Here is a 12,273-nt window from a genome sequence, read left to right as displayed (position 1 = left end):
ACGGGAAATGCGGCCACTATTTTTGTACCCTCAATCCCTGCTCTTTAAAGGGGGATTACCTGATGACTCAAACAAATCATCGTTCACTGCCGACTGGCATAGCACAGTCGCAGATCAACCCATTAGCCGCTTATCAAGTTGACCACGCCCGATCCAAAGCAATTCACGCCCAGCTCACCAAGCCGGAGCATGCGCAACACCGGACTGCCGCCAACGCTAGTCAGCCACAGAAGGGGGGACGACCTTTTGACACAAATAACCTTAAATCAACTCACCAAAACAATCGCGGGCGAGTCGCTATTCACCGCCGCACGCTTAACCGCCCAGGCCGGTGATTGCGTCGGTATCATTGGCGCCAACGGGACGGGCAAGAGTACCTTGGCCCACATCATTGCGGGCACGGATACTGACTTCGCGGGCCAGCGTCACGTCACGGACGATGTCGTCCTGGTTCCCCAGATTGCGCCCACCGCGGGCCGGTCTGGTGGGCAAAGCATGTTGGACCGGATTCGCCGCGCCTTGGCCCAGCGACCAGCCATTTTAATTTTAGATGAGCCCTCGGCCAACTTGGACGACGAGCATCAACGCTGGTTAACCAACCAGCTGAAACATTTTGCGGGGCTGCTCATCGTCATTTCCCATGACCGGGAACTCCTGACGGCCGTGGCCACACAGATTTGGTCGTTAGAAGATCACCAGTACACGCAATACAATGGTGGATTCCAGGCGTTCACGACCTACCGCGACCAGCGCCGCGAGAATGCGTTGAGTCAGTATCAACACGAGCAGGCCGAACGGCGGAAATTAAAACAAGCCGTGCAGGCTCGCCACGAAAAGGCCAACCGTATTCGCAAGGGCGGGCGTAACATGAGTCAAGGTGAACGCGCCAATTCGCGGTCAATCCGTGAACAAAACGCCGGCAAGATGGAACGCGGCGCCCGAGCCCTACGCGACCGGGCGGAACGGCAAACGACGGCGGTTAAGCCACACGAAGCATCCGCATTGAAGTTGGTGGCGACCGATTTACCACCGGTCACGGGCAAGCGCTTAGTGGCCGCCGAAGACCTGCATTTGCAACGCGGCCAGCATGACCTGTTGCACCACGCCAGCTTCAGCATTACCCCCGGCGAACGGGTGGCGTTGGCCGGACCCAATGGCTGCGGCAAGTCGACACTGATCACGGCGATTCTCAATCACGCGCCGCACACCCACTTGGCACCGAGCGCGCGGGTTGGTTATTTCCATCAAGACATGACCGAACTGCCAGCTGAAAAGACCGTGTGGCAAGTCATGGCCGCGGCCACCGCGCTAGATGCCGACCGGACCCGCCAGGTCATGGGCGCATTTGGCTTAACGGCACGCTTCTATGACCGCCTGGTAGGCGACCTCAGTGGGGGCGAGCAGGTCAAGCTGCAACTGTTGGCGATTTTAGTGAGTGCCAGCAACCTCCTCATCTTGGACGAACCGACCAACTACCTGGACCTCCCGGCGTTACAAGCGCTGGAAGACTACCTGATCGGGTATCCGGGTACGGTGTTGTTCGTCGCCCATGACCAAGAATTTCGCCAACACGTGGCCACCCGAACGCTGGTTTTTACGAATCACCAGCTCGAAGACCCAGCGAAAACGGCTAAGGGCACGCCGCCCACCGATCTGCCCCGCCTGCAATTTGCGTATGACCAGGCGATGATGGCGCCGGAATTGGATACGGCCCTGTTACAGCGCCTGCGTCAGAAAATCGCGGCCGCCAAAGCAGAAAAGTAGGTCAATTTGCCCAAAATGTCGCTCTGAAACCGTTTTAATTTAAATTTTTCTAAATTTGCTATTACGAAGCCGGCTTTTTTCTGCTAAAGTAATCCATTGTGTTTAAATGAAAGTGAGTGTGAAAACAAATGGATTCAGCACAAAGTAGCCAACCAGAAATGGCAAAGAAAGCGCGTGTTCAAGTCGCGCACCCAATGCTTGCCATGATGGGCATGCTAATTGGGGGCTTTGTCGGGATGTTTTCCGAAACGTCCTTAAATATTGCTTTACCACAATTAATGGCGCAATTAAACGTCTCAACGGCCACCGTTCAGTGGCTTGTGACGGGGTATATGTTAATGGTCGGGGTCGTTTTACCTCTGTCCAGTATTATCACGAAATGGTTCACGACGCGGCAGGTGATTCTGTTTGCCTTGATCGACTTTGCGGTCGGGGCCGTCATTTCCGCTTCAGCACCAGGCTTCGGCGTTCTGCTGTTCGGGCGGATGATTCAAGGAATCGCCACCGGGTTGATCTTGCCACTGATGTTTACCGTGGCAATGCAGATCTTCCCACCCTATAAACTCGGGGCTGCCATGGGTATGGTCGGCTTGGTCATCATGTTCGCTCCAGCTGTGGGGCCAACCTTAGCCGGTATCGTCTTGGGTATCGCTTCGTGGCGGTGGATCTTCTGGCTGTTCGTTCCATTCTTAGTGATTGCCTTTATCTTCGCGGTCACTTCGTTGAAGAACATTGCCGAAGTTTCCCGTCCCAAGGTGGATTTCTTGTCCATCGTCTTGTCCACGTTAGGCTTCGGGAGCTTAGTGCTCGGGGTCAGCTTGGCCAGTGACCAAGGCTGGGGCTCTGCCGCAGTGATTGGGTCATTGATCGTCGGCATCTTGATCCTGGCTTGGTACACGCACCGGCAATTAACGGTGGCAAAGCCCATCTTGAACCTGCGGGCCTTTGCCATCCCTGGCTTCCGAATCGGGGCCGTTCTGGTCATGATCAACTTCGGGATTATCTTGTCCGCGATGTACCTGTTACCAATGTACATCCAAAAGGGTCTCTTGGTTCCCGTTGCCTTAACGGGGATCATCATGTTCCCAGGTGGGGTCATGAACGCGATTGTCTCCGCCGTTTCTGGTCGGTTGTACGACCATGTCGGCGCACAAATGCCAGCCCGGTTAGGCTTCATCATCTCGATGGTCGGGGCCTTGATGCTGGCGTTCACGTCCACGCATTCCGCCGTTTGGTACGTTATCGTGGCACACGTCATCTTGATGATCGGGGCACCGTTAGCGATGTCACCATCCCAGACGCACGGGTTAAACGCCCTGACCGGCCCAATCGCCGCCGATGGGAGTGCCATCATGAACACCCTGCAACAAATTGTCGGGGCGATTGCGACGGCGATTGCGACCAGCCTGTTGGGAATCGGCCAAGCAGCCTACATGGCCAATGGCACGACCAACGCCGCCGGTGCATTCGTCAATGGGGCGCACTACGGCTTCTACTTCACCTTTGTCCTGGCCTTAGTCGGCTTCCTGCTGGCTTTGCGCTTGCCTAAGGCGGATCGTTAATTTAACTGTTAAAAAATGGTGTCCAACCACTGCGGCTGGACACCATTTTTCTTTGGATTAAACGTGGTCGCCTGCCGTTGCGTGAAACTCTGGGCTGGAACGCTGGGGGAGGACGGCCCGAGCCAAAGCCCGGTCTCGGACCTTGCTTTGAGCCGAAAAGCGCGTCTCAAAGACACCAATTGATCAGCAAAGAGCGCTGCTAAATTCCCCGGCTGAGCCCAGATTTCACTTCACTCTCGGCTACGAAGTTGTTGCCAATAATGGCTTGTCCCCAGTAACTCGGTACAAAACGCCAGTAAACACTGCCGACACAGCTGGCTTCACCCTGGCTGCCTCCGGCGATATGGGATTTTATCAGAGGTGTTGTGTTAAACCATGTATTGTTGTGGCTAGCCATTAATTGGAGATAGTTTGCTAAATATGACCTCAGGATTAGTCCGGTCCGTCCACCGCGTTTCAGACCATATTTAGCGAATGGCAAGGCGGCCAGTGTATCCAGTTAGATCAAATTGCTCAGGGCAAAGACCAGTGGAATCGTGGCCATGCATAGAATGGTGGACACGCTCATCAGCGTGACGGCGGGGCTGGTGTCGCCGTGTGCCTTTAGAGTAAACAGCACCACGTTACCCGCGACCGGGCACGCCGCCATCAAGACGGTCGTGTACAGCGGAATCCCGCGAACACCAAAGGCTTGTAGAATCAGTAGACAGACCAATGGGAACGCAACGTTGCGGAGCGCCAAAGGCCACCACAGTCGGCGGTCCAGTGTGTGGCGGTTTAATTTGACCGCAGCCAAGCTGTTACCGATGACGATCATGGACAGCGGCGTGTTGATGGAGCTGACGTAGGTGATGGTCTGGTTGAGCAGGCTGGGGAGATGGACGCCGCTAACGAAGATGAGCAGACCAACCGCAATTGCGACAATGTTAGGGTTTAGCAGAATCTGCCGCCAGTTGATGTGATGATCGGCTGATTGGTGGGGCGTGAACAGCGCAATGCCGTGGGTCCAGCAAAAGATGTTGAATCCCGCCAGTGAGGCGACGGCAAAGAAGACACCGGTGCTGCCAAATAGCGCGCTGGCCAGCGGCACGCCCATGAAGCCAGCGTTGGAGTAGACCGCGCCAAATCGCATGATGCGTTGCAGGTTAGGGTCGGTCACGCGTTTAAACACCAGCTGGGTGACCAGGACCATCACGCCATAGGTCAGCAGAATGCCCAACATGACCCAGGCCAAGGCCTGCAAGCGGCTGGCTGAAAAGTGTTGCTCGAAGGCATTGACAATTAGACAAGGCGACACGATGTACAGCAGGATGTTGGTCAGGTCCGTAGCCGTTTGGCCGTGCATGAAGCCCAGCTTATTAGTCAGGAGGCCGACCGCCATTAAAATAAACATGAGAATAATTTGATTTGATAATTGCGTGATATCCAAGCGGGTAGCCTGCCTTTCTCTTTCCTACGTTCATCTTGAGACTAATTTCTAGGTGTGTCAACGATTGGTTAGTCAATCCCCTAATCATTCGTGCTAGAATGGAAGGTAAGCAGAAAGGCGGCAGAGCATTGAGGGTAAACAAGGATTTTTATCGTTCGTCTAACTTTTGGGGTGGCCTGGTGGCACTGGTGTTGAGTGGCTGGGGTTTCTCGCCACTGACGGGCAACAGCGTCTTCGAGTGGGTCGTATCCGCAATTCTGGTCATCATCGGGATCTACGAACTGTATCGCGGCATTTTTCGACCGACCGGACAGCGTAGAAAATAGGAGGTAGCCATGCAATTCAATCAGCGCTTCGTCCATTCACTGGATTTCTGGAGTGGACTCTTCATTATGTTTTTAATGATTTGGAATATCCTGCCATTTCGGGTAACCAGTGTGTTCTGGTGGGTGTGCTTCCTGTTGTTTATCGGCGGCGTCTTCTACCTGGTTAAGGGGCTCGTGCGCTTGCGGTAGTTGGCTCTACATATGAAAAGGACCGGCCAAGATTTGTTGTGGCTGGTCCTTTTGAGGTTAGGCTTTAACAGCCAAGACTTCGTCAACGTACTGACTAAAGGTCTTAGCGGGGCGTCCCATGAGCGCATTGAAATCTAATGGGTTCCCCTTGTACGGGTGATTGCCGTGATAGGTGGCGATGCGACCAAATTGGTCGTTGGCGTGAACGGACGGGAAGTCGGGTACGGGAATCAAATTGATTTTAAGTGTCTTCCCGGTCTTGTCGCAAACTTCCTGCGCGTATTCGCGGGTAGTCCGATTGCCAGCTGAGCAGAGGTCCAGTGAGCAGGCGTAGTAGTCGTCATCGCTCAAGAGGACTTTGACATTGGCGGCCGCGATATCGTTAAGACTGATCAGGTTAGATGGCTGGTCAACCTTGATAAAGGTCGTCAAGACGCCGGTTTCAAATAGACTGTCAGGGCCAGTGGGAAAATGACCTTCCATGTAGCCGCTGGGCTTGGTAATCGTGTAGTTTAAAGTCGAACCCATCAAACGGTCTTCAATCTCATATTTTTCCCAATGTTGCGCCAATTCCATGACGGTGTTCAGGCAAGAAGAGAAGACAAAGTGTGTGACGTGGGCCTTCTCGGCAGCGGTGATGAGACGTTCAGCCATCGGGACCATGCCATCGAGGGCGTCTGGTAGAATCAGCAGAATTTTATCAACGTCGGCCACGGCTTGGTCAATGATTTCGTCGCGGCGAATATCACCGACGATGACTTGACTGGCGCCTAAGGCTTTCAGTGGGGCTTGGTTGGCTGGGTCAGGATCGACCGCGACGACTTCGACGTGTTGCTGAGCCAGTAGGGGAATCACCTGTTGACCGATATGACCGTATGAAGCTGTAACTAGTACTTTCATGAAAGAGTCCTCCTTAGCGCCATTTGAAGATCGGGTTGTTGATCGTGTTGTCGTGTTTAAGTACCTTGTCATAGAGCATCTTAATGTTTTCGTCAGTTGGGGCATAGATGGTGTCGTGATGGTCTGGCGCCGTGATCTTTTGTGTTGATAGTAACCACAGGAAGTTCTTGATGGCGCGCCGTTGTCGGTCCATTTCCGTGTTGACGAAGTCGCCCAAGATGGTCAGATTTTTGATAAAGAACTCGCCGTAGTTCAAGGTCTGCTGATCATTGTTAGCCGTGCAGAAGACGACCTTGCCCAGCGGCCGCGTCAAATGGATGGCCAAGTTCATTCCGGCATTGCTCCCGGAAACGTCGAGGGCAGCATTGACACCGCCGTCAAGTTCACCAATCACCTTTTCAATGGCGGCCGTGTCGTTGGGGTCTAAGACAATGTCGGCGCCAGCTTGTTGGGCCGCTTGCCGGCGTTGGGTTTGAATATCAAAGGCAATGATGGGATGCAGGCCATTTGCCTTGGCTGCTTGAATGGCAATCTGACCGACGACACCAGCACCGATAACGGCCACAGATTGACCGAGATGCAAATCTGCTTTATCCAGGGTAAAGAGGGCGGTCATTCCTAAATTGTAGAAAACGGCATCGTCGAGCTTAACGTTGTCAGGTACCGCGTAGACCGCGTCTTCAGTGACATAGGTGTAATTGGAATGAGCACCGTAGACCGGCGCGCCAATGACACGGTCGCCGGGCTTGAAGCGGGTGACATCTGGTCCAACGGCTTCCACCACGCCGGCGGAACTGTAGCCAGGGATGAAAGGGAAAGTGGTTCCCAACACCACGTGGGCTTTGTCGTTGACGAACCAACTGTGTTCACTGCTTTGACTGATCAAAGAATATTGTGTAGCGATGAGCAAAAACTTGCCAGTTGGGGCACTGGCTTCTTCTTCGTGATACTCTGCCACACCAGCACTAGGCCAATAAACTGATTTCCGTAACATGAAAGTTGCCTCCCTTTAGTTGTTTACAGGTCTATTTTAAAAGCGTTTACATCAAAACGGAAATAGCGGATAATTGTCATTGGTAATAAGTGAAGCTTATAACAAGGTAGGTGAACCGGAATGGACTTAACGACATGTCAGTATTTTGTCGATGTCGTTGATTTGGCTAATTTTACCAAAGCAGCGGAACGCAACTTTATCTCACAACCAGCGATGAGCGCACAAATCAAGCAGCTGGAGGAAACGGTGGGCAAGCCACTATTGGTGCGTGACCACCATCACGTCACGGTGACACCAGCTGGTCAGCGCTTTTACCGGGCTGCCCAGCAGATGTTAGCGACCTACCACGGTGCGATGCGGGACATTTGGCATGAGCAGAGTCAGTCGCCAGCCAAGTTGCGGGTGTCCTTTTACATTGCCCAGCAATTTCAGCCGTACATTGACCAGCTGGTGCGTTTCCGAACGGACTTCCCCAATATCTCGGTGGATCTGGTCGAACGCGATTCAGAACAGGCCGTTCAGGACATTTTGACGGACCAGGCCGATCTGGGCTTTGGCATTGTCGATCATTCTGAACGCCGTCTGACCTGGAAGCAGGAGCTGGCGGATCGGTTGGTCGTGGTGGCCTCGCCGCCGACCATGGCAACAGTACCACGCGCAGTGACCCTAGATGACCTGGCGGCATTGACCTACGTGACGTTGGCACAAGTACCGGCGACGCAATTTGAACAGCTGACGAGAAATTTGCTAGCGGGACATGCGTTTCGGGTCGAGAAATTACCGACGCTTGACGTCCTATTCACCCGCCTGCAAATGACAGCCAGCTTTGCGTTGTTGCCGGAATCTCAGGTGCCACCGTCTCTAACTGGGTTGACTACCCGGCCGCTTAAAACATCGCAACCCAACACGATGGCGGTGGGTTGGTGTTACCGTCGCCATCCATTGGACCCGGTGGTGGGGGCATTTTTGGCCTATGCGAATTTGTTGTAACGAAAACCCCGCTACTCAAGCCAAGCAGCGGGGTTCTCATTACTTATCTTTGCTGTCGTGATCTTCGTCATCCACCGTGGTGATTTGCTTCTGCGGTGGGTTGACCGTGACCTCTAACCAATTGATGAAGGAGTTCTCGTAATCCAAGACCTTCAAGTCGAAGTTCTTCAGTTGGATGACGTCGTTGACCTTCACGTCCGGGTAATTATCAATGATGAACCCGGCCATCGTGACCGTATCGGAGGCCTCAAAGCCCTTGATATCGGTGTTGAAGTAGCGTTCAAAGTCATACGTCGTCATCTTCCCGTTGACCTGATAAGTGCCATTGGGTTGCTTGAAAATGTACTGGTCATTGGCATCGTCGATTTCATCACGGACGGTCCCGAACAACTCTTCATAAATATCCTTATCAGTAATGATCCCAGACGTTCCCCCGTATTCGTCAACAACGACGACGATTGGGGTCCGTTTCTTGATCATTTGTTGCAGCACCTGGGTGATTGGCGTCGTCTCGGGCGTCGTCGAGATATCACGAATTAATTTATCAATGCGAATGTGAGAATCCACTTGTTGTTGACGAATCAAATCGTAATTGTAGACGTATCCCAGAATCTTATCCTTGTCACCATCAGCGACGACCGGCAGGCGACTGAAGCGCTCTTGCAGGTAAACGTTCAAGGCTTCCTTGACGTTAGCCGTGATGTCGATGACCACCAATTGGGTTCGGTCGATCATGATATCCTTGGCCACCTTGTCATTTAACTCGAACGCCCGCTGCATGTAAACCAGGTCGTTTTTTTCCAGTTCGCCACCCTCAACGGCACTCCGTGAGAGGTTTAAAATTTCAGCTTGGGAGAAGACTTCGTCACTTTCGTTGGCCACTTTCAGGCCCATCAGTTTGACCACACCAGACGCGCTGCTGTTGAGTAACCAAACGAACGGGTAAAAGAGGACGTGGCAGTAATGCAGTGGTGTAACCACTAACATTAAGACCTTCATGGGCATATCAATGGAAATGTTCTTCGGGACAATTTCCGTGAAGACCACTTCGAGGTACGTCAGCAATAATACCCCGACGATAACCGCGATAGTGTGGGCCGTAGCGCCGTTCAGGTGAGCTGGGGCGATACCGCCTAACAAGAGGTCAACGAAGAACGTCTCCCCAATCCACCCTAAGATGATCCCAGCGAGGGAAACCCCCACTTGAGTCGTTGATAAATATTCATTTAAATTGGTGACCATTTTCATGGCCCGATTGAGCTTGGTCGACGGCTTGTCTCTTTCGGCAATTTTTTCCTCCAGAGCACTGGGCCGAGTCTGAACCAAAGCAAACTCGCAGGCAACAAAGAAAGCTGCAAAAAAGAAGGTAATTAAAATAATAATTAGATTCACAACTATCTGACCGCTATCCACACATCATTCCTCATTTCATATCGTTCTATCTCTTCATTATAGCGCGTCTCACCCCCTTTTCACAGGGGGTGAATTGAAGCAAATTTTACCCTTTCTGGGGCCGTATAGCAACCGAACATCGCAAAGTTTTCGCGAATTCGTTGAAATTTGACCACGTCACTGGCGTTTGCCAGCCGCGGTGGTAAAATGATGACCGCTAAACGCCGGTCCAACGGCCTTTTGATGCCGGATAGGGGGCAACAATTGTGAGGCGCATCTAGTCAATCAGAAAGGTATTTTAAATGCAATCAACTGGCTTGGTTGGACTTATGATTCACCAACTGATTCAAACTACGAAGGAATACTTAACGTTTCGACCAAAAAGGACTAGACTGAAGTCAGTAACATCAAAGGAGATTTTGATTATGGCAGATACACCTAAAGATAAGGAAAAAGCAGAAACGACCGTACAAATTCCTAAGGAAGACGTGGAAAAAGCGGCGAAGTTGGTTCTTGATCCGGGGTATGTGACGAAGAAAGATTTACCAAAGATGGCAGATTTAGAATGGGCAACCGCTTTATCTGATGCAGTTATGAAGCATTTCTTAAACGACGACGATGACCACGATCCTTACGTCTACTTCGAACAGTTCGACTTTGACGGTGGTGACATTGATTCCATCATCTTCAATATGGATATCGTGAAGACGCGTGAAGCCGGCTTACACAAGTTGTCAGAAGCCTTGGGCGAAAAGATTATTAATAATGTTGTGAAGCAAGAAACCTACTAATTTTAATATGAGAGCAGCTGGGGATGACCTGGTTGCTCTTTTTAGACGGTGTAGTTTTTTAAAAGACTGTATAAGGTTTTTTATAAGTTGTTTGGCTATCTTAACATCGTGACATCCGGTATAATCAAAGCCAAAAGGAGGTCACAGACATGCGAACGATGAACGTACCATTCAGTAATATTACCGATTTGAAAAAATCGCCAGCTAAGCTATTTGCGCGGGCGGCAGCAAAGCAGACCGGCGTTTACATTTTCAATCGGGACCAGCCAGCTGGCGTGGTTCTGGACGTGGCGGATTATGAGGCGTTAGTCAATCAAAATGAGGCGCTTCAAGATCGCGTGTTCGAGTTAGAACAGGATTATCTGGTAGCACAACGCTTGCAGCACCAGGAGCGTGAACAGGCATCGTTGGTAGATGACCGAACAGTGCGCGGGTCAGCGGCTGATGAGGCCCCGCATCTTGACGAAAATGATGGGTGGGCGTAATGGCTACTCAGGATAAGCCCTACCAACTCACGTATCTCCCTGCGGCTTGGCAAGATTATCAACATCTTGATGGGTCGCAAAAGGTCTTTGTCGATAAGGGACTGGCTCGTATTCGTATTTTAGGGATGCGCGCTGGACAACCATTAGCCGGCGAGCTCAGTCATTGCCATAAGTTGAAAAATAAGCGGCTAGGCTTGCGGATTGTCTTTCGTCAAGTGGATCAACAGATTCAGGTGATCCAAATCGTGGCGATTGGTCAGCGTGCAGACAAGCGCGTGTATCATACCGCGGAACAGCGGCTCTCTAAATTAAAGAAATTATAGCGAAAGGGTTTGCCCCAGGCAAGCTCTTTTAGTTTGCGCTGGAAATGGTCAGATGTCGGAACAATTGGTGGCAATATATCTCAGCTTGATGACAGTTTGCCAGTAGGGGGTTACAAAATGCCGTTTCATTTCGTTGGTAAAGGTATCGGGCGCTTAAATCATTTAGCACAATTATCGACTAGTTTTTCTTTGACCTTTAGACAAAATAATTGACCTTACCGTTGGCGAGATTTACAATGCATTTACATAAACACCGAAATATCAGTGTTTATCTCCGAAAATTAGCACTCTAGATAGTCGAGTGCTAATTACTTGCATTTCTGACCAATACTGACTATTATAGAAAATGTAAACAAGGAAGACAGAAAGGGGTTATTGATTATGACTAACGATGTTATGAACCGGAACTTTGATTTCTTTGATCCAATGAATTTCTTTAATGAAGTGGGCAACCTGGGGCGCGACATGTTTAGCGGCGATGGCTCCATGAAGACTGATGTGGTTGAACACGATAAGGATTACGTGGTTACGGCTGATATGCCGGGCTTCAAGAAGGAAGACATCCACGTTGATTATCGTGACGACACGCTGCGGATTTCTGGGAAGTCCGAAGTTAAGCAAGCCACGAAGGATGACGATGGCCGGGTTCTCCGTCAAGAACGTAGCAGTCAAAACGTTGCGCGTTCCTTCTACCTGCCAAGCATTGACTTGAAGAAGGTTGAAGCCAAGTACGATGATGGCGTCTTGACCTTGACGTTGCCAAAGCAAACTGAAGTTGAAGATAACCATCACATTAGTATCGACTAATCGATTCGTAAATGAATGAAGCGTCCTCGCTGAAATTGGCGGGGACGCTTTTTTGAGACCGTGAGTTTATTTATTTAGTAGTTTCTCCAGCTCCTCGAGAGTAGAGGCGCTGGGAAGTGGACGTTTACCAGAGAGGTCGTCGGCTACCTCCTGTAAAGAAGCTATGAGATCGGTATTGTTACGCGCGAAAATTGGGGCGTCATCACTTTTTTTAATATTGCTCACTGCACTCACCTCTGGATTGAACTGTACACTAAAGTGAAGACAAATAGAAGTGAAAAGCTCTGCTGAAGGGGTCGTTTCATTTCTACGTTAGAAGTT

General features: G+C 51.1%; 13 protein-coding genes. 9 read left to right on the top strand and 4 right to left on the bottom strand.

The genetic code is table 11. The features are described from left to right. The first annotated feature begins 246 nt into the window (after positions 1-246). Both NGM66_RS06565 and NGM66_RS06560 read left to right on the top strand, forming a co-directional pair. Positions 247-1,764 carry an ABC-F family ATP-binding cassette domain-containing protein gene (locus NGM66_RS06565; RefSeq protein ID WP_208907711.1) on the top strand — a complete coding sequence of 506 codons (1,518 nt, stop codon included), beginning with the start codon at positions 247-249 and terminating at the stop codon, positions 1,762-1,764. A 128-nt stretch (positions 1,765-1,892) separates the two neighbouring features. Next, positions 1,893-3,326 carry a DHA2 family efflux MFS transporter permease subunit gene (locus tag NGM66_RS06560; RefSeq protein WP_208907712.1) on the top strand — a complete coding sequence of 478 codons (1,434 nt, stop codon included), beginning with the start codon at positions 1,893-1,895 and terminating at the stop codon, positions 3,324-3,326. Between the two features lie 499 nt (positions 3,327-3,825). On the opposite strand, the gene NGM66_RS06555 is transcribed toward NGM66_RS06560, so the two are convergent. Further along, the gene (locus NGM66_RS06555; RefSeq protein WP_208907713.1) at positions 3,826-4,755 is read right to left on the bottom strand and encodes an AEC family transporter; all 930 of its coding nucleotides are present in this window, start codon (positions 4,753-4,755) and stop codon (positions 3,826-3,828) included. Positions 4,756-4,883: 128 nt separating this feature from the next. Between NGM66_RS06555 and NGM66_RS06550 the strand changes: the two genes are divergently transcribed. Beyond that, the gene (locus tag NGM66_RS06550) at positions 4,884-5,081 is read left to right on the top strand and encodes a hypothetical protein (protein ID WP_208907714.1); all 198 of its coding nucleotides are present in this window, start codon (positions 4,884-4,886) and stop codon (positions 5,079-5,081) included. Between the two features lie 9 nt (positions 5,082-5,090). Further along, positions 5,091-5,270 (top strand): hypothetical protein, encoded by a 180-nt coding sequence (locus NGM66_RS06545; RefSeq protein ID WP_208907715.1) that lies wholly within the window; start codon positions 5,091-5,093, stop codon positions 5,268-5,270. A gap of 57 nt (positions 5,271-5,327) precedes the next feature. On the opposite strand, the gene NGM66_RS06540 is transcribed toward NGM66_RS06545, so the two are convergent. After that, entirely contained in the window at positions 5,328-6,170 is an 843-nt protein-coding gene (locus tag NGM66_RS06540; protein ID WP_208907716.1) for an SDR family oxidoreductase, read from the bottom strand. Positions 6,171-6,183: 13 nt separating this feature from the next. Then, positions 6,184-7,164 carry a zinc-dependent alcohol dehydrogenase gene (locus tag NGM66_RS06535; protein ID WP_208907717.1) on the bottom strand — a complete coding sequence of 327 codons (981 nt, stop codon included), beginning with the start codon at positions 7,162-7,164 and terminating at the stop codon, positions 6,184-6,186. Between the two features lie 120 nt (positions 7,165-7,284). Between NGM66_RS06535 and NGM66_RS06530 the strand changes: the two genes are divergently transcribed. Continuing rightward, positions 7,285-8,154 carry a LysR family transcriptional regulator gene (locus tag NGM66_RS06530; protein ID WP_208907718.1) on the top strand — a complete coding sequence of 290 codons (870 nt, stop codon included), beginning with the start codon at positions 7,285-7,287 and terminating at the stop codon, positions 8,152-8,154. Positions 8,155-8,193: 39 nt separating this feature from the next. On the opposite strand, the gene NGM66_RS06525 is transcribed toward NGM66_RS06530, so the two are convergent. Beyond that, complete coding sequence (locus tag NGM66_RS06525; RefSeq protein ID WP_208907719.1) at positions 8,194-9,567, bottom strand: hemolysin family protein; 1,374 nt, start codon at positions 9,565-9,567, stop codon at positions 8,194-8,196. 404 nt (positions 9,568-9,971) lie between these two features. On the opposite strand from NGM66_RS06525, the gene NGM66_RS06520 reads away from it, so the two are divergent. The 4 genes from NGM66_RS06520 to NGM66_RS06505 all read left to right on the top strand — a co-directional run bounded on the left by NGM66_RS06520 (position 9,972) and on the right by NGM66_RS06505 (position 11,952). Further along, on the top strand, positions 9,972-10,337 hold the full coding sequence (locus NGM66_RS06520; protein WP_125575554.1) for a hypothetical protein: 366 nt from the start codon (positions 9,972-9,974) through the stop codon (positions 10,335-10,337). Positions 10,338-10,486: 149 nt separating this feature from the next. Next, positions 10,487-10,822, top strand: a complete 336-nt coding sequence (locus tag NGM66_RS06515; RefSeq protein WP_208907720.1) for a type II toxin-antitoxin system Phd/YefM family antitoxin — start codon at positions 10,487-10,489, stop codon at positions 10,820-10,822. Beyond that, the gene (locus NGM66_RS06510) at positions 10,822-11,145 is read left to right on the top strand and encodes an addiction module toxin RelE (RefSeq protein ID WP_208907721.1); all 324 of its coding nucleotides are present in this window, start codon (positions 10,822-10,824) and stop codon (positions 11,143-11,145) included. The genes NGM66_RS06515 and NGM66_RS06510 overlap by 1 nt, the downstream gene beginning before the upstream one ends. A 381-nt stretch (positions 11,146-11,526) precedes the next feature. Further along, positions 11,527-11,952 carry an Hsp20/alpha crystallin family protein gene (locus NGM66_RS06505; RefSeq protein ID WP_208907722.1) on the top strand — a complete coding sequence of 142 codons (426 nt, stop codon included), beginning with the start codon at positions 11,527-11,529 and terminating at the stop codon, positions 11,950-11,952. The last annotated feature ends 321 nt before the right edge of the window (positions 11,953-12,273 follow it).

Origin of the sequence: Levilactobacillus yiduensis (assembly GCF_024718525.1) — a bacterium.
In the GTDB taxonomy this organism is placed as follows: Bacteria; Bacillota; Bacilli; order Lactobacillales; family Lactobacillaceae; genus Levilactobacillus; species Levilactobacillus yiduensis.
The sequence above is the reverse complement of the archived record's forward strand: the minus strand, read 5'-3'. Positions and strand labels throughout refer to the sequence as shown.

What these genes read in the sequence shown, in the direction of transcription:
- NGM66_RS06560 (WP_208907712.1), top strand. Translation starts at nt 1,893, where the DNA reads ATGGATTCAGCACAAAGTAGCCAACCAGAAATGGCAAAGAAAGCGCGT.
- NGM66_RS06545 (WP_208907715.1), top strand. Translation starts at nt 5,091, where the DNA reads ATGCAATTCAATCAGCGCTTCGTCCATTCACTGGATTTCTGGAGTGGA.
- NGM66_RS06540 (WP_208907716.1), bottom strand. Translation starts at nt 6,170, where the DNA reads ATGAAAGTACTAGTTACAGCTTCATACGGTCATATCGGTCAACAGGTG.
- NGM66_RS06535 (WP_208907717.1), bottom strand. Translation starts at nt 7,164, where the DNA reads ATGTTACGGAAATCAGTTTATTGGCCTAGTGCTGGTGTGGCAGAGTAT.
- NGM66_RS06530 (WP_208907718.1), top strand. Translation starts at nt 7,285, where the DNA reads ATGGACTTAACGACATGTCAGTATTTTGTCGATGTCGTTGATTTGGCT.
- NGM66_RS06520 (WP_125575554.1), top strand. Translation starts at nt 9,972, where the DNA reads ATGGCAGATACACCTAAAGATAAGGAAAAAGCAGAAACGACCGTACAA.
- NGM66_RS06515 (WP_208907720.1), top strand. Translation starts at nt 10,487, where the DNA reads ATGCGAACGATGAACGTACCATTCAGTAATATTACCGATTTGAAAAAA.
- NGM66_RS06510 (WP_208907721.1), top strand. Translation starts at nt 10,822, where the DNA reads ATGGCTACTCAGGATAAGCCCTACCAACTCACGTATCTCCCTGCGGCT.
- NGM66_RS06505 (WP_208907722.1), top strand. Translation starts at nt 11,527, where the DNA reads ATGACTAACGATGTTATGAACCGGAACTTTGATTTCTTTGATCCAATG.